This window comes from Paenibacillus diazotrophicus (genome assembly GCF_042610465.1).
In genome coordinates this window covers 121,326-144,513 of record NZ_JBGJZN010000006.1, presented here as the reverse complement: position 1 = coordinate 144,513, position 23,188 = coordinate 121,326, and the positions used below count along the sequence as shown (strand labels likewise).

At 49.2% G+C, this 23,188-nt stretch carries 21 protein-coding genes; all 21 read right to left on the bottom strand.

The features are described 5' to 3' along the window. Positions 1–9: 9 nt before the first annotated feature. Positions 10–264, bottom strand: coding sequence for a hypothetical protein (locus ACAN54_RS21610; RefSeq protein WP_379160263.1), 255 nt, complete (start codon positions 262–264; stop codon positions 10–12). After that, entirely contained in the window at positions 236–790 is a 555-nt protein-coding gene (locus ACAN54_RS21605; RefSeq protein ID WP_379160260.1) for a class I SAM-dependent methyltransferase, read from the bottom strand. The genes ACAN54_RS21610 and ACAN54_RS21605 overlap by 29 nt, the downstream gene beginning before the upstream one ends. Before the next feature lie 10 nt (positions 791–800). Next, positions 801–1,865 carry a LacI family DNA-binding transcriptional regulator gene (locus ACAN54_RS21600; RefSeq protein ID WP_379160257.1) on the bottom strand — a complete coding sequence of 355 codons (1,065 nt, stop codon included), beginning with the start codon at positions 1,863–1,865 and terminating at the stop codon, positions 801–803. 16 nt (positions 1,866–1,881) lie between these two features. Beyond that, positions 1,882–3,204 (bottom strand): ABC transporter substrate-binding protein, encoded by a 1,323-nt coding sequence (locus ACAN54_RS21595; RefSeq protein WP_379160919.1) that lies wholly within the window; start codon positions 3,202–3,204, stop codon positions 1,882–1,884. Between the two features lie 22 nt (positions 3,205–3,226). Further along, on the bottom strand, positions 3,227–5,113 hold the full coding sequence (locus ACAN54_RS21590; protein WP_379160254.1) for a sensor histidine kinase: 1,887 nt from the start codon (positions 5,111–5,113) through the stop codon (positions 3,227–3,229). Between the two features lie 202 nt (positions 5,114–5,315). Further along, a complete protein-coding gene (locus tag ACAN54_RS21585) occupies positions 5,316–7,574 on the bottom strand; it encodes a methyl-accepting chemotaxis protein (protein ID WP_379160251.1) in 2,259 nt (752 codons plus the stop codon). A 235-nt stretch (positions 7,575–7,809) separates the two neighbouring features. Beyond that, the gene (locus ACAN54_RS21580) at positions 7,810–9,141 is read right to left on the bottom strand and encodes a peptidase U32 family protein (protein ID WP_379160248.1); all 1,332 of its coding nucleotides are present in this window, start codon (positions 9,139–9,141) and stop codon (positions 7,810–7,812) included. Between the two features lie 267 nt (positions 9,142–9,408). Further along, positions 9,409–10,341, bottom strand: a complete 933-nt coding sequence (locus tag ACAN54_RS21575) for a peptidase U32 family protein (protein WP_379160245.1) — start codon at positions 10,339–10,341, stop codon at positions 9,409–9,411. A 380-nt stretch (positions 10,342–10,721) separates the two neighbouring features. Continuing rightward, a complete protein-coding gene (gene mltG, locus ACAN54_RS21570) occupies positions 10,722–11,768 on the bottom strand; it encodes an endolytic transglycosylase MltG (protein ID WP_379160242.1) in 1,047 nt (348 codons plus the stop codon). Positions 11,769–11,931: 163 nt separating this feature from the next. Then, positions 11,932–12,240: a DUF1292 domain-containing protein gene (locus tag ACAN54_RS21565; RefSeq protein WP_379160239.1), complete on the bottom strand. Its 309-nt coding sequence runs from the start codon at positions 12,238–12,240 to the stop codon at positions 11,932–11,934. Then, the gene (locus tag ACAN54_RS21560) at positions 12,233–12,541 is read right to left on the bottom strand and encodes a DUF1292 domain-containing protein (protein ID WP_379160236.1); all 309 of its coding nucleotides are present in this window, start codon (positions 12,539–12,541) and stop codon (positions 12,233–12,235) included. The genes ACAN54_RS21565 and ACAN54_RS21560 overlap by 8 nt, the downstream gene beginning before the upstream one ends. Before the next feature lie 13 nt (positions 12,542–12,554). Then, positions 12,555–12,971, bottom strand: a complete 417-nt coding sequence (gene ruvX / locus ACAN54_RS21555) for a Holliday junction resolvase RuvX (RefSeq protein WP_379160916.1) — start codon at positions 12,969–12,971, stop codon at positions 12,555–12,557. Continuing rightward, on the bottom strand, positions 12,971–13,246 hold the full coding sequence (locus tag ACAN54_RS21550; protein ID WP_074084724.1) for an IreB family regulatory phosphoprotein: 276 nt from the start codon (positions 13,244–13,246) through the stop codon (positions 12,971–12,973). Before ACAN54_RS21550 ends, ruvX begins: the two co-directional genes overlap by 1 nt. Before the next feature lie 334 nt (positions 13,247–13,580). Continuing rightward, positions 13,581–16,214 carry an alanine--tRNA ligase gene (alaS, locus tag ACAN54_RS21545; protein ID WP_379160231.1) on the bottom strand — a complete coding sequence of 878 codons (2,634 nt, stop codon included), beginning with the start codon at positions 16,212–16,214 and terminating at the stop codon, positions 13,581–13,583. Between the two features lie 26 nt (positions 16,215–16,240). After that, positions 16,241–16,393, bottom strand: a complete 153-nt coding sequence (locus ACAN54_RS21540) for a hypothetical protein (protein ID WP_379160228.1) — start codon at positions 16,391–16,393, stop codon at positions 16,241–16,243. Between the two features lie 147 nt (positions 16,394–16,540). Further along, positions 16,541–18,034 carry a MocR-like pyridoxine biosynthesis transcription factor PdxR gene (gene pdxR, locus ACAN54_RS21535; protein ID WP_379160225.1) on the bottom strand — a complete coding sequence of 498 codons (1,494 nt, stop codon included), beginning with the start codon at positions 18,032–18,034 and terminating at the stop codon, positions 16,541–16,543. Between the two features lie 97 nt (positions 18,035–18,131). Next, positions 18,132–19,346 carry a tryptophan synthase subunit beta gene (gene trpB / locus ACAN54_RS21530; protein WP_379160222.1) on the bottom strand — a complete coding sequence of 405 codons (1,215 nt, stop codon included), beginning with the start codon at positions 19,344–19,346 and terminating at the stop codon, positions 18,132–18,134. A gap of 20 nt (positions 19,347–19,366) precedes the next feature. Continuing rightward, complete coding sequence (locus ACAN54_RS21525) at positions 19,367–20,776, bottom strand: UbiD family decarboxylase (protein WP_379160219.1); 1,410 nt, start codon at positions 20,774–20,776, stop codon at positions 19,367–19,369. After that, positions 20,773–21,078 (bottom strand): chorismate mutase, encoded by a 306-nt coding sequence (locus tag ACAN54_RS21520; RefSeq protein WP_379160216.1) that lies wholly within the window; start codon positions 21,076–21,078, stop codon positions 20,773–20,775. Before ACAN54_RS21520 ends, ACAN54_RS21525 begins: the two co-directional genes overlap by 4 nt. A gap of 11 nt (positions 21,079–21,089) precedes the next feature. Beyond that, the gene (locus tag ACAN54_RS21515; RefSeq protein WP_379160214.1) at positions 21,090–21,689 is read right to left on the bottom strand and encodes an anthranilate synthase component II; all 600 of its coding nucleotides are present in this window, start codon (positions 21,687–21,689) and stop codon (positions 21,090–21,092) included. Then, on the bottom strand, positions 21,670–23,169 hold the full coding sequence (locus ACAN54_RS21510; RefSeq protein ID WP_379160211.1) for an anthranilate synthase component I family protein: 1,500 nt from the start codon (positions 23,167–23,169) through the stop codon (positions 21,670–21,672). The genes ACAN54_RS21515 and ACAN54_RS21510 overlap by 20 nt, the downstream gene beginning before the upstream one ends. Between the last annotated feature and the right edge of the window lie 19 nt (positions 23,170–23,188).

Here is a 23,188-nt window from a genome sequence, read left to right as displayed (position 1 = left end):
TCGACCATTCTATACCGTAGCCCTAACAATATAATGTTCTACCGTAGTCGGCAGGCCTTGGGCAGTCTGATGGTGAGCGAAGATCCGACTGATCTCAGGCAGACTGCTCTCCATAACCATTTCATGGACTGCAGACGTTTGCCCGAAGCAGCGAAGGCGTACGATATCTATCGGCTCATGCAGATACTGTGTACTGACGACCGTCTCGATTTCAGCCGCAGCAAATCCGCTTGTATCAAGCTGCTGCTTGATCTTGTCCAGCACTGGAGTGCCTTCCTGCCGTGAGCCAAACAGCCCCGGGAAACAGCAATGACAATTCAGGAGACAACCGGTCGCCGGGGTGGAGAGCGATGATCTGTCCCCCTTTTCTAATAATTCTGGTGAGCTCAGGGTATGCGGATGTGGGTCCTTTACGGTTATATGCACAATCGAACTCATCCTGCTCAAAAGGGAGCCTATGTTTGGTGTTAGCCGTAACAAAGGACACATTGGAAAGGGCAGTACTGCTCGCGGTATGTATGAAATCAGCAGTGACATCAAGCCCAACGATGTGCTGCACCACAGGGCTCCACATGATCGTAAAATCGCCATGGCCGCAACCGACATCGAGCACTTTTTTGCCCGGAACCAGTCCGGCCACCTCCTGTGCAAACATCTGCTCCGCATCCGGTCCCATAATCGTCGAATTCCAGGGATAAGCGTATTTCCCAGTGAGACTACCCAGCCCGGCATACCACTGGAACGAATGCGGTACAATCCAATCCTTGTGCATTGTAGGGTCTATGAACACTGAACGCCTCCTACTCCCGAGGTCCCGCCACCGAATCCCGGTGGACAATATCGGCGGAGATCAGAATTTTCTCCAGAGGAGCTGAAGGGTTATGGATACGGCTTAGCAGCTTCTCTACTGCAGCCCGGCCCATAGCTTCCTTTGGCACATGCACCGTTGTCAGTGGCGGAACACCGCGAAGAGCATCCTCGATATTATCAAAACCCGTGACTGAAATGTCACCCGGGATTGCCATCCCGTCTTCCCTCAGCACATCACAGACGGTCAGTGCCGTGAAGTCGTTGGCACAGATAAGAGCGGTCGGCAGGGTTTTGGCTTTTTTGCGTTTCGTCATCCAGAGCTTGAATTCATCACGGAACGAGCCGTCATCCATACCCTCCAGCAGCAGCATCTCGTCGTCACCGGCTGGTGTTCTCATATCATTCTCTTCAAGGGCACTGCGGACGCCGATCCAGCGGTCACGGAAGCTCCGGGAATACCGGATATTGCCGACAAAATGAAACAGAGTATGTCCAATGCCCATCAGATGGTTGCTAAGACGCGTCATGGAATCAATGTTGTTGGCGAATACGGTATCGCTGGGAATAAGCGGGTCTTCATGATCAATAAGCACCATCGGTAGACCGATGCGGTGCACCTCAAGCAGAAGTGAAGTGGAAATCTGCCCTACCCCCACCAGACCGAGCAGACCGTTCGGATTAAGAATGTTGATGAAGTTATCGGCGCGGTGCTCCGAGACAATAACCATGCCCAGCCCTTCCTGATCGAGAGCCAGTGCGATACCATCGATGATTTTCCCCCAATAGAGGGAATCCTGGGTCTGCGCCCGGATATTCGGCATCAGTACGAGCACAGATTGCTTGCCCCGCTCATTGCCGGATGCCGGAGACGGACGTTTCACATTTTGCACATAAGCATTCTTCTGGGTAAAATACCCCAGCTGAGACGCGGCTTGAATAACCCGCTCCCGGGTGGTCTCATTAACGCCGCCTTTGCCCGAGAGCGATTTGGAGACTACGAACTTGGATACACCGAGGTGATCGGCGATTTTTTGCATGGTCACTTTTTTTGCCATAGGAAATTCCTCCAGATTATCTTGATTGCACAGCTGCTGCCTGCGGCCCGGGAGAAGCCTGCTGGCCTGCCCGTGCTTCTTTCCATTTCTTATTGAGTTCATCAAAAGCCTTCTGTAAATCCGGTGCTGCAATTAACTCCTGCATATAATCTCCTGACCAAAAGGACAGCTTCGCCCGGTTCGACATGTCAATAAAGGCGTCAGATTGTACAGTTGCCTCAATCAACTTGGGATGATAGGAGAGAAACTCACTGTATTGCGGCATGGAGGGCTCCTCCGAGCTATTAGCGGGCAGAAATCCCGAGTTGGTCGTATAGGATGTTTCTTGTACAAAAAACTTCACCCAGGCCATTGCAAGTTCCTTGTTATCGCTGTATTTGCTGACTCCTATGAACCAATCGGGATTCAGCAGGGCATTGTGAACCGGTTGATTATCATAAGGGAACGGGAAAAATCCAATATCCTCAGTCTTCGCTCCGGCATCTATAATCTGGCGGATCGTCCAGTTGCCCTGAAAATACATACCTGCTTCCCCTTTGGCCAGCATGGTCTTAGAGATCTCCCAGTTGTTCGAGAAAAGCTGATCCTCCACATATCCTTTGGCCAGCAGGGTCCTGGAAATCTCAAGCGCCCGCCCCCATTCATTCCCGATCTTCCAAGGATTGTTCTCGTGCACCATATTGTTCAAGTAATCAGGATTGCCTGACATATAATTAACCAGGTTGTCGCCCCAATCCCGCAGCGGCCAGACGGCACCATAATTCATGTATAGCGGGATAATGCCTGCCTGCTTCAGCTTGGCGCTGGCTGCATAGAATTCATCAAGCGTTTGCGGTACCTTCTCAATCCCTGCTTTTTTAAAAGCCTGCTTATTGTAGACAATCCCGCTCGTAGTGGTCCCGGTAGATAACCCGTATCTTTTGCCATCATACGTGGCGAAGGTTGTGAACTTCTCCTGTGCAGCCAATTCCGCGGTTAGCGGTTCAAAAAAAAGTCCCAGCTCTTTCGCCGGCAGATTCACGGGAAGCAGCAGCACATCGCCCGCGTCCTTAGTGGAAAGACGGACCAAAATGTCCGTGGCATAATTGGACAAACCCTCAAATTCCACCTTAGCCTCCGGATATTTCTTTTTGAACTTATCGGCGTAACCTTTGAACGTCCCATTCTCAATTAGATCGATCCGGTTCGTCAGCATTACGATCGTACCGGACAATTCAGACGGACTCTCGCTTCCCGCCGGAGATGTTGAAGGCACAACCTGCGGATTGCCCCGGCCTTCACAGCCGGTAGACAGCAGAAACAACAACAGGATGATATGCATAGTCCAACGTAATTTCATCCGTTTCAAGCGGACTCCTCCTCTATTCTCTTCCCTTCATTTCCTGACCTAACGGGCTCAGTAGCGGCAGTGATAAAATCACATCCGTCCCTTCTCCCGGCTCACTAAAGACCTCAATACCATAGGCCGCTCCATAATGAAGCTGAATCCGCTGATGAACATTTTTCATCCCGATGCCCCCATTGATGCTTTTTTTCGGAGGCATTTCATGCTTCAGGCTGTCATTCAGCTTATCGAGTGTGGACTGCTCCATCCCGCAGCCGTCATCCCGGATATGGAACAAAAGCTTCTGCTCTGTAACTTCACACTTAATGCTCAGATGCATTTGAGCTTTGGTATCATCCAATCCATGGTAAGCGGCATTCTCAATAATCGGCTGAAAAACCAGCTTAATCATGGAGTAATTGTCCAGCGTCCCAGGAACATCAATCTGCAATACGAACCTGCCGGGATAACGGCAGCCCAGCAGTTCGACATAATTTCGGACATACAGCAGTTCTTGCTTCATAGTCGTTATTCCGGACAACTCACTGGTGCTATAGCGCAGGAGCTTGCCTAGAATGGAGATCATATCCGCGGCCTCTACATCATCATTGATCTCTGCAGTCATACGGATGGATTCCAGCGTATTGTATATAAAATGGGGGTTGATCTGACTCTGCAGCGCTTGCAGCTCAGCCTCTTTCTTCTGTTCCTCAATCCGGTATATATCCTGAATCAGCTGCCGGATACGGGCCAGCATACGGTTGAATTGATGGCCCAGCAGCCCAATCTCATCCCGGCGTTTAACACGGAAGGTCACATCCAGATCGCCGTTCTGCACCTTTTTCATCAGCTGGATCATTTGGGTCAGCGGTTTGGTCAAGGCAAATGAGAGGATAATCGAAATAATCAGCGCCAACACAATAATTATAAGAGTAGCGGCAAAGGTAGCATTACGGGTCAATTTTACCCCGCGCGTCAGCTCATCCACAGGAATTGAAATGATAACCTTCCAGTTAGTCTTGGAGGAGCTTGAATAAATATTAAGCCGCTCCTTGCCTGATACGGTATCATAGAAACTCCCGGCATTGCCAGAAGCCTGACGAAACAGGCTCGTATGGGAAATATCAGTCGTCAACAATCTCTGGTCGCTGTCAAAAATCACTTTGCCGTCCTCATCGACAATGATGGATTTGCCATGAGTTACGGTATCCAGCTCGGCTACCTGATTTTCCAGATTGCTGATGTTGGCTTCGACTGCAATCAGTCCAATCGGATTCCACAGCCCGTCGACAATTTTGCGGACTACAGTAAATGCATAACGGGTACTCTGCAGATTGCTGGTATAGGCTTGGGTACCAAAGAGCAGCGCTTCACCGCTAGAGTCCTTTGCCTGATCGCTCCAAAATTTGTAGCTTTGCTTCAGATCCAGACGGACACCGCCATCCTTGGCAGAATAATATCCATTGCCGTAGCCGTCAAAAATATATACCGAATTGGTTCCCCGTTTAATATTGTTAATGAAGGAGATATTCCCTTCAATTCCCCGCTGAATCGACAGCAGCAGATCGTAGTCACCGGGAGCAACCTGTGTGCCGTTCCCCTTGCTTACCATCATCTGTTTTTGTTCATAATACCGGTTCGAACGGATCAAATTCTGCTTGATATCGTTTACATAGGCAGGCATGGAAGAAATCCGTTTCATATCCTCTATGTAGTCATCAATGGAGTCCATCATCTGGTCAATCAGCTTCTCTGAATAGGCAACAGTGTTCGCCTGAATCGATTCTGAGTAGCTCCTGAAGCTGATCACACTAATGAAAGAAAGGGGAAGTGTGATAATAATCAGGAAGACCAAGAGCAGCTTGCGTTCCATGCTCATGTCCCCTACAAAGGACCACCAGGTGTGACTTCGTTTTACGTTCATTCGGCCCTTCTCCTTGTTCCAGCTTTTCCTAACATTTTAAGAAAAAATAACAGTTACCTAACAAAATAATTATACTTGTTAGTTCCGTGATGTACAAGGAATTTACATTCCCAAACTATGAATATCGTGCAAAAAAAACATCCCGCTGCCAATGAATGGCTCCGCGGGATGCTTGTTTTACTAGTAGGCCGAACTTATATTTCTATTTAATCGTAAAGAGGGACAGCTTGTCTTTCAGCTGGGTGGAGACACTTTCCAGTTTGCCGGACAGTGCAACGAGCTGATCGCTGACATTCTGCTGTTCATTACTTAGGGAAGCAACCTCTTCCGAAGTGGCCGAAGACTGCTGTGCCACTGCACTTACATTGCCCATGGCATCCGACAACACACCCTGGGAATGATTCAGGCTGTCAATGGCTCCGGTAACCGACTCCAGACTAGAAATAAAGTCTCCCATTTGCCCTTGAACGGATACGAAGATATCGCTGGTGCTCTTCACCGAACTCATCTGCTGTTTAAAGAGCGGCGCAACCTCAGACAATACTGCTACTGTCTCATTCATCTCGGTAATAATCTTATCCGTAATACCAGCTACGACAGCAATGGACTGCTTGGATTGGTCGGCCAACTGCCGGACCTCATCAGCAACAACCATAAATCCACGTCCCGCTTCACCTGCTCTTGCTGCCTCGATCGTGGCATTGAGCGACAGGATGTTCGTCTGCTGGGTGATATTCTTCATTACATCCAGTACCTTGATGACCGAGAATACTGTTTCTTTCAGATTGTTGACCCGGTCTACCAGTGCAGTAGTCATCTCTCCGGTGCGGCTGGTCTGCGTCAGCAGCTCTTCCAGCTGCTTAGCACCTAGGCCACTGGCTTCTCCCACTCCGCGGGCGGCTTCATCCATCTCGGCGTTAGCTGCGATGACGCTCTGCATTTGAGTTCCAATCAGATCCGTAAGCTCATTGCCGCGCTCAGCTTCTTGGGCCAGACTTCCTGCACCACCGGCAATCTCTTCGGTAGCTGCCGCGATTTCCTTCGCGGAAATCGCCGTCTTGCGGGAGGCATCCCCAAGCTCACCGGCAGTCTCCAGCACTTCACGGGCAGTGTCCGTTGTCTGGGCTACAAGTTCGGTAATCCGTCCCATCATCATATTAAAGGACGCAGACAATTCACCGATTTCATCCTTGGATACATATTCGGTGCGTACGCTCAGGTCACCCTTTGCACCTTCGACCATAAGATCCTTCAAACGGGCCAGCGGCCGGGCAATCATCCGTACCATTGCAATACCCACCAGAACAGCGAGAACCGCTGCTGCCGCTGCGGCTGCAAAGGTTGTGAACAGGATTGGAGTAGCTGCCTTCACCAGTTCACCGGTAGGGACAATACCTGTCAGCTTCCAGTCCGCTTTGACCATAGGTTTGTAGACAGCCAAAACATCTTCACCTTTTGCATCCGTAGCTTCCTGACTCTTACTGTTGGTCTTGCTCTCTTTAATAAATTTAAGCTCCGATACCTTACCATCCTCTTCAGCATTGGAAGAAGCCACTACCGTTCCATCCGGTGCAACGAGCTGAATCCGCGAGCCGTCTCCGAGTGTAACGCTCTTGAATGCTTCTTCAAGCAGTGTATTCTTGAGTTCAAGCAAAATCACATATCCCGAATTGGCTCCAAGGTTTTTAAGCGATCGGAACATCGCAATATTCTTCCCGTTTCCTCCTGTTACAGAAGTAGGGAACCAATAGTTCTGGGCCGCTTTTTCCTCTGCGGTATAATAGCTTTTGTAACTCTCCGTATTAGCAACCCCTGTTTTGAACCATTCCTGATCTCTGATATTATCCAGCTTCACGCCGGAGCTTCCGCTTGAAACAATATCAAAGTCCGTGGAAGTCGGAATCAGTGTAATCGCAACAATATTAGAGTCCGTAGTCGTCTGGCTGGATAGCTTTTTACTGATGGCATCCGTTGCCACAAACTTGTCATAACTGTTCTCTGCAGCCATGAGATCCCGCAGATTAATCTGCATTTGTGGATCAAAAAAGAGCTGCATAGCAAGATTCTCATATTGCTTGAGTGTAATATCAAGCTTCTCCGAGGTCTGGATAATCGTCTGGCGGTTAGCTTCTGACACGTTATCCTTAATAGTGTTCTTAGCTTTATTGTAGGACAACAGTCCTAGAGCCAATACAACTACTACAATTGACGACAAAAAGATCAAGAACAGTTTGACCCCAACGGACTTATTAGGATTAACTCTCTTGGCCTGACGTATCGTAGTATGCAGCATTCCTTTAACCGTAAGATCGGAGCCTATACGTTTTTTGATTGACACCGGTTCTTTGGTTGTTTCCTGTCCTGCATCCGTCTGATTTGTCTCAGATTTCTGGACGGTCGACGGCAATTTTTTGTTAGGCTTATTCTTTTTTGTGAATTTCATCTTTTTCTCTTTCTGCATTTCGCCATTACTCTCCTGTTTAGGAGCAACCATCATAATCACCTGCCAATTAGTTTAGAAGACCCATGTAAGCGTTCGCTATAAGTTATATCGGCAGTGTGGGTATTTTTGCTTAGTTTTCTTTAGAAATTACCATAGAATCTTTATATATTTTAGTCATTTTCCATTTAATGCTATAAATCAAAAAGGAATGCCCCTCATCAGAGGTGCATTCCTGCAGAATACTCTAAAAATACTATTTCTTTTTACGCATCATGTCGAAATATGCAACAGGCTGATCCACCTTCATGCGTATCCGCTGGAGCGGATGGCGCGCAGCATCAAGCGGCTGGCCTTCTTCGTCCCACAGCTCGCCTACCGTTTGTTTGAAGAACGTATTGTCAGGCCCGAAGAACTCTACTTCCTGGCCCGGCTTGAAGTGGTTGCGCTGCTGAATCAGCGCAGTTCCGCTGGCCGCATCGTACTCCAGCACCAGTCCGGCAAAGTCATAAGGAGCCGCTTTTTCCTCTGGCTCATAAATATGATCCTCATGATCCGGTGTATCGTAGAAAAATCCGGTATTCAGCGGACGGTTCGCCGCCTTCTGCAGCTCCTCCAGCCATTCCGGCTTCAGCACGTACCCTTCCGGGTCGGCCATATAGGCATCGATGGCTTTGCGGTAAGCATTGACGACCGTCGCCACGTAGTGGATGGACTTCATCCGGCCTTCGATCTTGAAGCTGTCAATGCCGACTTCGATCAGCTCGGGAATACTCTCCAGCATGCACAAATCCTTGGAACCCATCGAGAATGGGTTATCCTCCGGCTGATGCAGCGGAAGCTGGGTTATCCCCGGCTTAAGCGGCTGAGGAGATTGCAGCGCCTGGGCCTGATCTTCTTCGGATACCCAATCCCCTTCAGGGCGGGCATCCTCGAACAGATCGTATTTCCAGCGGCAGGACTGGCAGCAGCCCCCGCGGTTCGAATCACGGTCTGTAAAGTGGTTAGACAGCACACAACGGCCGGAGTAGGAGGAACACATTGCTCCATGGATGAAGCTCTCGATTTCAATATCGACATGCTGCTTAATCTCGGCGATTTCCTCCAGGCTCGTTTCACGGCCGAGCACGACACGCGGCAGTCCTTCTTCTTTCCAGAAAGAAACGGCTTGCCAGTTGAGTGTGGACTGCTGGGTACTCAGATGCACTTCAAGACCCGGCACCAGGCGGCGGGCGGTATCCACTATGGCAGGATCCGCTACGATAATGGCAGCAATTCCCGCTTCATATAGGTTACGCAGGTATTCTTCAATCCCCGCGATATCTTCATTATGGGCATAAATATTCGTAGCCACAAAAACCTTGGCACCGTATTTTTTGGCAAATTCCACACCTTCGCGCATCTCTTCAAAGCTGAAGTTATCCGCTCCCGAGCGCAGGCCGTATTTCTGTCCTCCAATATATACTGCATCCGCACCATAGTGTACGGCGAATTTCAATTTCTCCAGATTACCCGCCGGAGCTAGGAGCTCCGGTTTGTCCAGACGGTAACGTTTGCCTTTGTATTGCGGCTTGGTCATGGTTCCCATTCCTGTTCTCCCCTCCATTGTCTCATCAGTTAAAACAGCTTAAAAAGCTTACATTTTGGTGTTGAACGCAGCTGCGGGAAATGTTTGGACTTCCGGCCGCTGTTAGGTTTGGATTTCACGAACTTAACCGCTGGCCGGGGTAGAAATCCAAACCTAAAGGCGGACGCTACCGCTCCTACAGTTCCAAACTTCCCCTCCACTGCTGCACCTTAATGTTGCTTAATGATCTATTTTAAAAAGCTGAGTCATTGCTTTTTTTATTATATTTTAATATACCTGTTCCTTGTAGAAAAATCCGAAGGACAATTCGCGCTCAGGATCTTGCAGCGCACGGATGCCATCCATCCACTCCTCCTGGAAGGCATAGCCTTCAGGATTAACAGCGTACAGGTCAATCGCTCGGCGGTACGTCTTGACGACAGCTTCGTTGTAGGCAACCGGCTTCAGCAGCCCTTCAATCTTCAGGCTGTGCACACCGGCCTTCAGCAGAAAATGCAGATCTTCCAGGATGCAAATATCATCGGAGCTCATAATATGCGTCCCGTTCTCATCCTCGTATATCGGAAACTTTTCATTGGGTCGCTCAGCTTCGATCAGGAACAATCCCCGCTCCTTACCCAGGCTTCCGCCATCACTCGGACGGCCCTGGTGAGACATGTAGCTTGCAACCAACTTGCGCTTGGAGTGATAAATATTCGTCATGCCATGCACCTGCACCTGGGCTTCAACTTCCAGGAGCGGTACCATTTCGGTCATTTCATCCATATTCAGCTCACGCGCCAGAACAACCCGCGAAGCACCCTTACGCCCCCAGTAATTGGCGGTGGCATAGTTAGTTGAAGTCATTTCCGCATTCCAGTGCAGCTTCAGTCCCGCTGCCTCGGATTTCACTGCAGCGAGCACGGCTGGATCACCAAATTCGATGCCATCTACACCCAGTTCCGCAATGGCTTTTATATACGCGGGAAGCTCATCCAGCAGCCGGTTGGACATTAGGCCACCCAGGCCAGCATACACTTTGCAGCCTCTTGCATGAGCCAGCTTGATCACCTTCGCAGTATCCTCCAGCGAGAAATGGCCAGCCAGACGCATGCCAAAGCGGTCATCACCAATCAACAGCGCGTCCGCACCGGCCTCCAGCAGCACAGCCGCTTCTTCCAAGGAAGCGGCTGTCGCCAGAAGCTCCGTTTTGTTATTCATGTTGCACCCTCCTAAAAGCTTTGTAAGAACTAAATTCACGTAGCAAACTAATTTAAGGGGATTCGCTCCCTCTAAATTCGTTATAATGGATCATTTGGTGCAATTAAAGGGATTCGTACCCTCTAATTATCTCGGTTTGGTACTTAATGATAACACGATAAAGATTAGAGGGCATATTTCCCGCTAATCTTAAGAATGTGAGGATTCAAATGAATTTAGCGGGAGTAATTCCCGCTAAGTAAATAAATAATTTCATATTAACCGGATGTAGCACTTTTCTGCACCACTGCTCACTGCACCAAAGCGTACCACTCGTGTATCAAAGTGTCACGATCTGCCGCACTAAAACTCAATGCACCACTGATAATTCTACCTGTTTTTCACTGGTTTTGTTCACTTTTTTTGATATTGGCTAAATGTTCCTTATACGTCTTGCCGAATAAATGGCCCTGCGAGCCATCTTTTTTGGTTACGTAGAAATAATAATCGGAAGCTTCTGGGGTCAGGGCAGCCTGAATAGATGCAAGGCCAGGGTTGCTGATGGGTCCAGGCGGCAGACCCTCGTTAGAATACGTATTATAAGGACTATCTACCTTCAGATCCTTCTCATATAGACGTTCCTTCTGTTTGTCCAGCAGGTACTGAACCGTTGCATCAATCTCCAGCTTCTGTCCCTTATCCAGCCTGTTATAGATGACTCCGGCCACAATCGGACGTTCCTTGTCTACTACGACCTCACGCTCTACAAGCGAAGCCACCGTAAGTAGCTCATGTAGGGAGAGTCCCCGTTCGTTCAGTTTGCTTTGCCAGCCTTCAATGCTGTCCAGCTTCTTCTCAAGCTGCTCCAGCATCGCTTCTACAACCTGCTCCGGCGTGCTCCCCTTTACAAGCTCATACGTCTCCGGAAACAAATAACCCTCCAGGCGGTGGCGAAGCTTGCTGTCTTCGGGAATACCAAGTCGGCCTACGGCTTCAAGACCCGCACCCGAATCTATAATTTTCAGGAATACTTCGGGTTTCTGATTCCAGGCTGCAGCGAGCTTATCGGCAACCTGCTTGGCCGTATACCCCTCAGGTATCGTAAAGGAAACTGTTTCCTTTTTCACCACATCCCCTGCATTCAGGCGGGCAATCAATGAATCATAGGTGTCCCCTGGACTGGCGGTATAGGTGCCTGCCTTAAAGCTTGACCCTTCTTTGACCCATTTCAGGTAGCCTTTAAAAAATAATCCTTTGCGTATGATACCATTTTGTTCGAGCAGATCAGCAATTTCCGAGCTACCCATTCCCTTCTCTATCGTAAAAGTTACCGGGGGGCCTGCCGGCTTCACCGGCTGCATGCCATTCCAGATGTACCAGGCTCCTCCGCCGCCGATTACAGCGAGCAAAAGGATGATTAGAGCCAAGGTGCGGATTGCAGCTTTCAAATGTCACTCCTCACTTTCCGACTATAAAGTATAAAATTGTACTGTCTCAAATTCAACATATATTTTTAGATAAGTATATTTTTCTTCGATCTCAAGCAAAAAGAGCGCGGGAAAACCCCGCCCTCTTCCGTGCCAAGCCTTGCTATAGCGTACATATGGAAGTTTATTCGCTTTCGTCAGCGGGAAAAGTCAGCTCGTCGTACAGCTCGTTGACATTTTCCCATTCCTCATCATCCACGATGCTCTCCAGTTCGGGAAGTCCGTCAGGCGATACCACAATCCGCAGAATCTCCTGTTCGGCGTCCTTCCCGGAGCCGGCAAGCACCGCATACGCGCGGTCACCAACTTCAAATTCGGCAATAATATCGTAAACGGAAGATTTGCCGTGCTCGTCTTCCAGTTCTACTGTTTCTCCATATACTTCTGTAAGCTTTGAAGTCCAAACCACCTGATCAGCGGAAAACTCAGTCATTCTCCGCTCCTCCGTCGAGCTCATCTACCAGCGTATTGAAGGTTTCCTCCACAATAGCCCATTCCTCATCACTCTCGATCATAAAGAGTTGAAGATCGTCACCGTCTTCTTCATAACGGAACGCATACACCTCATCGCTCTCTTCATCCTCGGAATCCAGCGGAACTACCATCATATACTTGGCATCTGAACCGTCGACTTCAAATTTCATAATGACCTCAAATTCCTCTTCATTACCTTCCTCATCAGGAATGTAGATAATTTCCGGTTCTTCTTCTTGGCCAATCTGCTCGTTTGTCACTCCAACACACCCCTCACCTTTTACTGTTAGCATCCAAAAAATTTTGCAAAATCAGGGCTGCAGCCATTTTGTCTACAATCCCTTTGCGTTTCTTCCGGCTGACGTCCCCATCAATCAGTATCCGCTCTGCAGATACCGTCGTCAGACGCTCATCCCAAAGGTGTACGGGCATTTCGAGCTCATCCCGAAGCCTACCGGCAAACTCGATGCAGATCTCACCGCGGGGTCCTACTGAGCCATTCATATTCTTCGGAAGGCCTACAACAATCTCTCCAATCTCATGTTCCTTGACCAGTTCGCGGATACGCTTGAACTCATTTCCGTCGCCGCGCCGCTCAATCGTCTCCAGAGCTTGTGCAGTCCATCCAAAAATATCACTTGTGGCAACTCCGATTCTACGGTCGCCGTAATCCAGACCTAGCTTCTTCATCATTTCGGATGATCCGCCCGATGATTAGCGAGGTAGAAACGAACCAGTTCCTCAATCAGCTCATCACGTTCTTTCCTCCGGACCAAACTTCTCGCATTGTTATGGCGTGGAATATAAGCCGGATCTCCAGAAATAAGATACCCTACGATCTGGTTGATGGGATGATACTCCTTCTCCACCAGCGCATCGTATACCGCGAGCAGTATTTCTTGGGAAGAGGCTTCCTTCTCATCGCCCTTTACATTGAATTTGACCGTTTTGTCCATGGAGTCCATTTGTGACACCTTCCTTCTGCAAAATCACCCGCTTCTTGGGCGGCTTCGCAAAGTTGCTGCTGTACAGCTGACTTGCTGCCCTCATCATAACATATTCATGGCCCAACGAGGAAATCCTTCCCCCTTGGTAACGCTTTTTTTGGTATTTCGTCTACAAAAATAGAGATTTTTTTGGGTTTTAAGCTATTGCAGATGTTCGCCGAAAGTGAATATTGACAAAAAATATACATTTTTCAGCTTTGTGCGTATAAAGCAGCGGTACTGATATATTGCTCTCAGTACCGCTGCGGCAACTCTCATTTCCGATTTCATGTACATCCGTCACTTTAGCAGCTTAAGCCAGGGCAGCTACAAGCTCCTCAGCCTTCAGAAGAGCTTCAGCCAGCTTGGAAGCGTCCTTGCCTCCGGCTTGCGCCATATCCGGACGACCGCCTCCGCCTCCGCCGCATACCGCTGCGATTTCCTTCACTAGCTTGCCAGCGTGGAAGCCTTTTTGGACGAGAACCTGAGGTACGGATACAACAAAGTTGACTTTGTCGTCCATAGCGGCGCCCAGCACGAGCACTGCATCCGGCAGCTTGGATTTCAGTTCATCTGCAGTGGAGCGCAGCGCATCCATATTGCCTGCTTGAACGGCAACAGCGAGCAGCTGTGTACTGCCGCCTATGGTTTTTACATTACCGGTCAGTTCAGCAGCAAAGGTCGCACTCAGCTTGGATTGCAACGATTCATTCTCACGGGACAGCTCACGCACTTGGGCATGCAGTGCATCAATGCGTTTTGGCACATCGTTCAAGGAAGACTTCAGCAGTCCTGCCGATTGCTTCAAAAGATCCAGCTGGCTTTCAGTGAACTGGTACGCATAACGTCCGGTTACCGCCTCGATCCGGCGAACCCCGGAACCAATGCCGCTCTCACTGACCAGCTTGAAGATCCCGATCTGGGAGGTGTTGGAAACATGGATACCGCCGCACAGCTCAAGGCTATAATCACCAACCTGAACCACGCGCACGATGTTGCCGTATTTTTCGCCGAAGAGCGCCATGGCACCCATAGCCTTAGCTTCATCAATCGGCTTGTTCTCAATAACTACATCCAGGCCGCGCCAGATTTGCGCATTCACCCGGTGTTCAATGTCGCTCAGCTCTTCCGGGGTAATTGCCCCAAAGTGCGAGAAGTCAAAACGCAGACGTGCGCCTTCTACTAAAGAACCGGCTTGATTCACATGGCCGCCAAGCACTTCTTTGAGTGCCTTGTGCAGCAGGTGAGTTGCTGTATGGTTCTTAACAATGTCCTCACGCTGCTCACGGTTCACTTCAGCGCGGATACTGTCGCCCACTCTCAGCTCCCCGGCTTCTACGGTTACCAGATGAACATGCTGGCCATGCGGAGCTTTGAAAAGTCCGGTTACCTTGGCTGTCACAGAACCTCCGGTCAGAAGACCGGTATCGCTGACCTGGCCGCCGCTTTCAGCATAGAATGGCGTTGATTCCAGAATAACCTGGCAATCGGTACCTTCACCAGCGATGTCCACCAACGTGCCATCAGCTACAATAGCCAATATTTTAGACTCCGCTACGGAGTCAGTATATCCAACAAATTCACTTTTAACCGTCAGCTCAGCCAGCGGTCCGCCTTGAACCTTCATGCTGCCTCCGTCCTGACGGGCAGCTCTGGCGCGGTCACGCTGCTCCTGCATAGCGATGTCGAAGCCTTCGCGGTCGACGGTGAGACCCTGCTCGGAGGCAAAATCCTCCGTCAGGTCAAACGGGAAGCCATACGTGTCATACAATTTGAATGCATCAGCACCGGCAATAGCAGTCAGACCGTCAGCCTTTGCTTTGGCGCTGATCTCGCCCAGAATAGCCAGACCGTCGGACAACGTTTCATGGAACCGCTCTTCCTCGGTACGGATGATTTTGGCGATGTATTCGCGGTTTTCGACAACGGATGGATAGTAGACACCCATCACTTCGCCCACGGTAGCGGTAAGGTCGAACAGGAATGGACGGTCCAGACCCAGTGTCTTGCCATAACGCACCGCGCGGCGGAGCAGACGGCGGATAATATATCCGCGGCCTTCATTAGAAGGAAGCACGCCGTCTCCAACAGCAAACGTTACTGTGCGGATGTGGTCAGCGATTACTTTGAGGGCAATATCCTGTTCCAGGTTGTCCTTATAAGTTACACCCGCAAGCTTGGCTGTCTTCTGGATAATCGGCTGGAATAGATCGGTATCGAAGTTGGAGTCGACATCCTGCAGGATGGAAGCGAAACGTTCCAGACCTGCTCCGGTATCAATGTTCTTGTTCGGAAGCGGCGTATAGCTGCCGTCTTTGTTGTGGTTGAACTGTGAGAACACCAGGTTCCACACTTCAAGCCAGCGTTCATTTTCCCCGCCCGGATACATTTCCGGATCGGACATGTCACTGCCGTAGGCTTCACCGCGGTCATAGAAGATTTCCGAACAAGGGCCGCAAGGACCTTCGCCGATATCCCAGAAGTTGTCGTCACCCAGCTTGATGATGCGCTCTGCAGGTAGCCCTACCTTTTCATTCCACAGCTTGAAGGCTTCTTCATCCTCTGCATATACCGTTACGGAAATGCGTTCCGGATCAAAGCCAATCCACTCTTTGCCGGTCAGGAACTCCCAAGCCCAGGTAATGGCTTCTTCCTTAAAGTAGTCGCCGATCGAGAAGTTGCCTAGCATTTCAAAAAACGTATGGTGGCGGCGTGTTTTACCTACATTCTCAATATCGTTGGTACGAATGCATTTTTGCGAGTTGGTCAGGCGGGGATTCTCAGGAATCTCCCGTCCGTCGAAATACGCCTTCAGCGGCGCCATCCCGGCGTTGATCCACAGAAGTGACGGGTCATTATGCGGCACGAGCGATGCGCTCGGCTCAATGCGGTGGCCTTTACTCTCAAAAAACTGCAACCATTTGGAACGGATTTCACTTGCTTTCATCTTGTACAGCCCCTGTCTCAATGTTATTAAAAAACAAAAAAACGCCCCTGAATAAATTCAGGGACGATGATTATCGCGGTACCACCCTGGTTATCGCCATGATCCGTGAACTCACGGACAACTAGCAGACGATCGCCTTGTGCGGCTGTTAACGGGCGCCCCCGGCGGGATTTCCCCACACTCCGAAATCAGCTTTCCGCCGGCCTGTCTTCAAGGTTCTCACAGCCAATTGCGAATACTATCGCAAAGGAACCTCTTCTCTGACCAAGCCATTCTCCGGCGTACTTCATTTCATCAACGTTTTTTCCGATTTGCATTTTAACATTTCAAGTATAGCCAGCGCCCCTATTCCTGTCAATCTCAGGTACCTGATTTATTCTTCTGCATTCATTTTCTGCACGCGCTACCTGCTTGATACCCGTTCTTATTTGATTCTCGGATAAATTGGAATAGCCTAAAATAAATGTAGGTTTTTGGGGAACAGAGTTAATAAAATAATCAGATGCAGAATATATTTTAACTCCATACTGAAGAGCCTTCCCTGCAATTAATCTCTCCTCCACCGTTGTGTCCAGCTCAATGAGCAAGTGTAATCCGGCCTCGTCTCCAAATACCGTGACCCGTTTGCCGAATTCCTGATGTAAAGCGTCCACCAGACAAGCCCTGCGGGCGGCATATAGTTTGCCCATCCGGCTCACATGTTTGGCGTATTGTCCGGTTTGTATGAAATCTGCCAGCGCCTCCTGTTCCAGTGTAGGGGTCATCCGGTCCGTAATCCATTTGATCGCCAGAAAGGGCTCTATCAAGGAAGGGGGGAGAATGGCGTAGCCAATGCGCAGCGCCGGAAACAGAATTTTGCTGAAGCTTCCTACATATACCACCCGGCCACAGGAATCCAGCCCTGCGAGTGCAGATACTTTTTGCCCGACATACCGGTATTCACTGTCATAATCGTCTTCAATAACGAGTGCTCCCGATCTTCTTGCCCATTCCAGAAGCTGAATTCTCCGGTTAAATGACATCGTCACACCCGTCGGGAACTGATGTGAAGGAGTTACGTAGAGAAGTTTGGGAGTTCTTGCTTCAATCTCCTGAACACATATTCCTTCTTGATCTACTCGTACAGGAATCACTTCCCCGCCTGAGTAGCTGAATATTTCCCTGAGCACATTATGGGTTGGGTCTTCAACCAGCACCTGATCCCCTTTGCTGAGACATAGCCTGGCAAGGATATCCAAAGCTTGCGTAGCTCCAGTTGTAATGACAATTTGCTCTGGCAGTGCGGGAATGGAACGGGTTGAACGCACCAATCGGGCAATCTCTTCTCTAAGTGTCAGGGAACCTTCTGCCGGTCCGTATGTAAGCATATCAGGCGTTGCCCTCCGGCATGCTTCAGTCAAAGACCGTTGCCAACGATCCATCGGGAAGACATCCCAAGCTGGCACACCATGACGAAAATCGTAAGGCACCGCTGATGCAGATTGTTCAACCGATACGAAATTCGGTGCTTTCGTTGCCACTTCACAAAGGTTGTTCACTTCAGTGCCGGGGTCTGTTTCTATACCTGCTGAAATTGCAGAAATGAATGTACCGGCTCCCTTCCTCATCTCCAGATACCCTTCTGCCTGCAGCTGCTCATAGGCTTGAAGAACAACGCTGCGGGATACTAGAATCTGCTCAGACAATAGCCGTGTTGAAGGAACCTGATCTCCGCTTCGCAAGCATCCGTTAGTAATAGCCTGTAGAATTTGCTCATAGACCTGTCTGGACAAGGATGTATCCAGTGTTTTATCGATTGTGATCAACAATTCGTATGCCAAGTAAAGCCCCTCCAACCCCTATGAGATATTTCTCTTTAAAATGGATTTAAGCCTCCGGGTCTGGAAACACCGAAGGCTTGATGTATATGGCTTTTTTCTATACTTCTTGGAGCTCAGGGCATAACTGGAGCATGTCATATACTTGAGCAACATCCTTATCTCCCCGGCCAGAAAGACTGACCATAATGATAGCATCCTTGTTCATTGCTGGAGCAACCTTCATCGCATAGGCAACCGCGTGTGAGCTTTCCAGGGCCGGGATGATTCCCTCTGTCTTAGAAAGTGTCAGAAAGGCATCCAGCGCTTCTGCATCGGTAATGGAGACATATTCCGCCCGCTTAATATGCTTGTAATAACTATGTTCCGGACCCACACCAGGGTAATCCAGACCAGCTGCAATGGAGTGGCAGTTCTCGGCATCGTCCATGACATAACATCTGAAACCATGGATAACGTCCGGTTTGCCTGTGCAGAGTGGAGCCGCATGTATCCCGGTCTCGATCCCTTTTCCAGCCGGCTCTACGCCTACTATTGTGACACTGGGGTCATCTACGAAAGGATAAAACAAGCCTATCGCATTCGATCCCCCGCCCACACAGGCAGTGATCAGATCCGGAAGACGCCCTTCCTTCTTCAGAATCTGCTCTTTGGCCTCTCTTCCAATGATAGATTGGAAATGACGGACCATCAGCGGAAAAGGGTGAGGCCCAACCACAGATCCAATCAGATAGTAAGTATCTTCATAGTTCTGCGCGAAATCATCCAGCGCCTCATCCACAGCTTCCTTCAGGGTTCTGTTGCCGGACTTTGCAGCCACAACTTCCGCTCCCAGCATTCGCATGCGAAACACATTTAGAGCCTGGCGTTCAATATCCACCTCTCCCATATAAATGGTACAAGGGATATTAAACAAGGCACATACCGTGGCAGTGGCTACACCATGCTGTCCTGCGCCAGTCTCTGCTATGATTCTTTTGACTTTCATCCGGTGGGCAAGCAGGACCTGGCCAATGGTATTGTTAATCTTATGCGCTCCGGTGTGATTTAAATCTTCACGCTTAAGGTAGATTTTGGCCCCGCCCAATTTATCCGTCAGCCGCTGAGCATAATAGAGCGGATTCGGTCTGCCCACATATTCATTCAGATAATAATGGAACTCTCGCTCGAATTCTTCGTCGTCCTTATATCGCTGAAAAGCTTCGTCAAGTTTATGGAGCGCTGCCTTCAGCGGTTCCGGTACATAACTTCCGCCAAACCTCTCCTGATCCTCTTCACCAAATACACCATCCGCAGTTACTTTGATAATACTCATAGAGTAACCTCCTATAGTTTTTATGACGTGCCAAAAGAAGTTCTTACAAACTGGCTCTTCAATCTGTAGGGCACTGTGCAATCAAACACAACCTTGGTGGTCATGCCCGGCTTTGTAATCTGTGGAGACATGCCTGGGAATTGCGACGGGTCCAGATGGAAGCCATCAAGCCCCGGCAGAGTAATGATGTCAACATCAGCCTGAAAACGGGTAGTCATAGCCCACCACACTTCCTCTTCACTGAACAGGTTAACATCCTCATCTACCAGAACCACCTGTTTGATCATTCGGAATGACTGAAGGATCATCGTTCCGGCGAGTCTGACTGCGGAATCATCCTCTTCACTCTGTTTATGAAATTGAGCAAATAACAATAGTTGTCCTCCCCCGGCAGAACTGCAATAGGCATTCGTGATCCGGGGGGTCACATGACTGCGGACAAACTGCAGTACTCCGGCCTCCATCCCTACTGCCAATAGATTAGACTGTTCATACCCTGGACCAATCACGGTTTGAAATATGGGACTAGATGAGGAGGTGATGCCTGTAATCTTGACGACAGGCAGATGGGGATGCGCCTTCCCGTCATATCCCAGAAACTCCGGCATGGAATAGCCCCCGGGCTCTCCTTCAGGAGCGTATTCATGGGTGATTTCACCTTCCAATACATATTCCGCTTCGGACAAACAGTCTGCAGCAACAGATAAACAAGTGGAAACCTTAACAGGCTGTCTCCGTATACCGCCTGCAATAGCCAGTTCATTGAACCCTTTGGGGGCTACAGCACCCGTGCAGCAAGAGGCAATATATATAGCAGGGTCCAAACCGATGTTAATGGAGATTGGAAGCGGCACTCCCATTTCTTTTGCCGCCAGGTAGAAGCTCTCCAAATGGCGCCCGGGAACCATCCAGATCGTCAGTTCACCGCTGCTTTTCACCCATAAGCGATGAATGGAAATATTACTGTCACCCGTAAGAGGATGCTTTGCGACTACTAAGCCGAGTGTAATATAAGGCCCCGCATCCTTCACAGTCATTGTAGGAATAGGAAGCTTGGCCAGGTCAACGTCCGTATGAATCACTTGCTGACAGGGCGGTTCCTCACACTTTAGAGGTTCAATAGGATGGTGTGCGGCATCCAGCAGGAAGTCTGCAATATATTGTTCATCTGCCCCCAGTAGGAGTGCACAACGTTTCCGGGTTCCAAATATTCCAACCAGCACCGGTTTGTTCACTGGCTTCACTTGTTCGAATATCACGGGTTTTCCCAGTCCTGTGGGCGAAGCGACAGGCACCCCACCTCCCTGCTCGGCGTACAGAGCAGCTAACTCATATTCAGCATCCACTGGCAGCTTATAACGCTGAGGTCCTTCACCCTGTTCATCCAAATATATAAGGGCCGATTGCAGATCATGAATGGCGGCGTTCAAACGGCAGGCTCGTCGGATTGCTCACGGTTGTGCAGATACTCAAGCTGCATATCCGTCAGAACGGTAATTAAAGTTCTGTAAGTAGCCACTGCAATCTGCGGTTCAAGACCTGCTTCCTCTGCAAGTTTGGCTACCTTATCCAGTACCTGCTGTACCCGGTCACAAGAGCGAACAGATTCTTCATCCGTTTTTAAAACCATGATTTTCTTAACGACCCGGGTTCTTTCAGCGAGCAAAGCTACAATCTGCCGGTCAATGATATCAATCTCTTGACGATGAAGAGAAAGGTTTTCTTGCAGCATATAGATTCCCCCTAGACAATTTGAGATGTAATTGAGCATGGCACATAGGTCGCAATGAAATTCTGAAAGATTTGAAATCCGCTTTCAGTACATACACTTTCCGGATGAAATTGAACGGATTCGATTGGAAACTCCCGATGCCGTAATCCCATAATATATCCATCATCTGCTGATTCTGCAGTCACTTCAAGACAATCCGGCAGCCCCTCCTGGCTCACAATCAAAGAATGATACCGCGTAGCCCGAAGCGGATGATGAAGGCCTGCGAAACAACCTTTGCCATCATGAATAATCTCGCTGGTTTTGCCATGCATGAGATGTTTCGCACCTATAACCTCGCCGCCAAAAGAAAGCCCAATGGCCTGATGTCCCAGACATACGCCAAGGATCGGAAGATATGCGCCATATTGCCTGATCAGCTCAACATAGCACGCGTCAGCCGGATGGCCCGGACCTGGACCCAGTACTACAAAATCTGGAGCCATACGCTCTACCAGACCGGGTCTTAATTGATCATTACGTACTACCTCCAGCTCCACTTCCGCTTTCATCAGATATTGGCAGATAATATATACAAAGCTATCATACGCGTCAACGACTAATGCTCTCATGCAGCACCTCCCTGCCTGTGATCGCCCAGAATAAGGCGCCCATTTTATGAAAAGTTTCACTCCATTCCTTCTCCGGCACAGAATCCGCAACCACTCCCGCAGAAGCCCGGATAGCATAGGAATGGGGTGCGCGATGAACCGCCGTCCGAATACAAAGAGCCATATTTACGTACCCACTGAAATCAATAAACCCTACGGCTCCCGCATAAGCTCCACGACGCGTGGTTTCAAGCTCTTCTATAATTTCCATCGCCCGAATTTTCGGCGCACCGGTCATTGTGCCTGCTGGAAAGGTGGCTGCTATAATGTCATACATGTCTTTGGAGTCCACTTGCGTACCGCTTACACTTGACACCAGATGGTTCACATGTGAGTACTTTTCGATCACCATCAGTTCCTCTACCTCCAGAGTCCCTGTCCGGCAGACCCGCCCAATATCATTACGGCATAAATCCACCAGCATAATGTGTTCTGCTACTTCCTTCTCATCCTTCTTCAAAGCCTCTATGAATCTCTCATTTTCTTCTGGAGTGGAACCCGTGGGACAAGTACCCGCAATCGGCCTCATCGTAATGTCTTGACTCTGTATTTTGATATACAGCTCAGGACTAGCACCGATCAGAGTCATCTCTCCAAAGGAAGCCAGATACATATATGGCGAAGGATTACGGACCCTTAATCTCCGATATACGTCAACTGGAGTCATATGGCTCTCAATATTAATTTGATTACCTAGCTGAACTTGGTAGATATCTCCGGCTGAAATATACGAGAGAGCTTTCTTCACGTTATTTTGGTAGGCATGACGATCTATCGTGTATTCTACCGACAACGGCTCTATAACATCTGCTGACGTCTGGTTTACCTGCAAATCACCTTGATAAAACATATCGCAAATTTCCGCCTTGGAAATATAATCCCATCCATCGGCAGATTGGTTGAGAATTAGCCTGACCGACTTGTCGATCAAAGTATATTCAATTAACCCTTGATAAAGGGACAAGGCAAGATCCGGGACCGTTCCATCATTCGAAATATGACTCGGCAGACTTTCAACAGACCACGCCGTATCATAGCCCAAGTATCCAAAAAATCCGAAATAAAAAGCTTTTCCCTGTTCCGGAACGGAAATATTGAACCTGGACTGAACGAACCGCAAGAAATCCCATAATCCACTTCGTTCTTTCAAATGCAAAGCCCCGCCCTGAGAGATTAGCAGCCCTGCCTTCAGCGCACCCTGGCTTATCTGCTCAACAATGGACTCCATCCCCGTCAGTTGGATCTCTGTTGCAAATGCTGTAATGGTAAACAGGGGGTTAAACCCAATCAAAGTACTCTGTGCACTCTTGGATGGCCCGGATAAGGTTTCCAGAAAGTAGACATTTTGCTCGCCCAGCTGTTCCCGCAAAGATAAATAGGTCTCAAAGGGATCGTGAAACTCAATATCATGCACTTCAGTGTCTACTTGAATAGGATGCAAGATTCTTCACACTCCAATC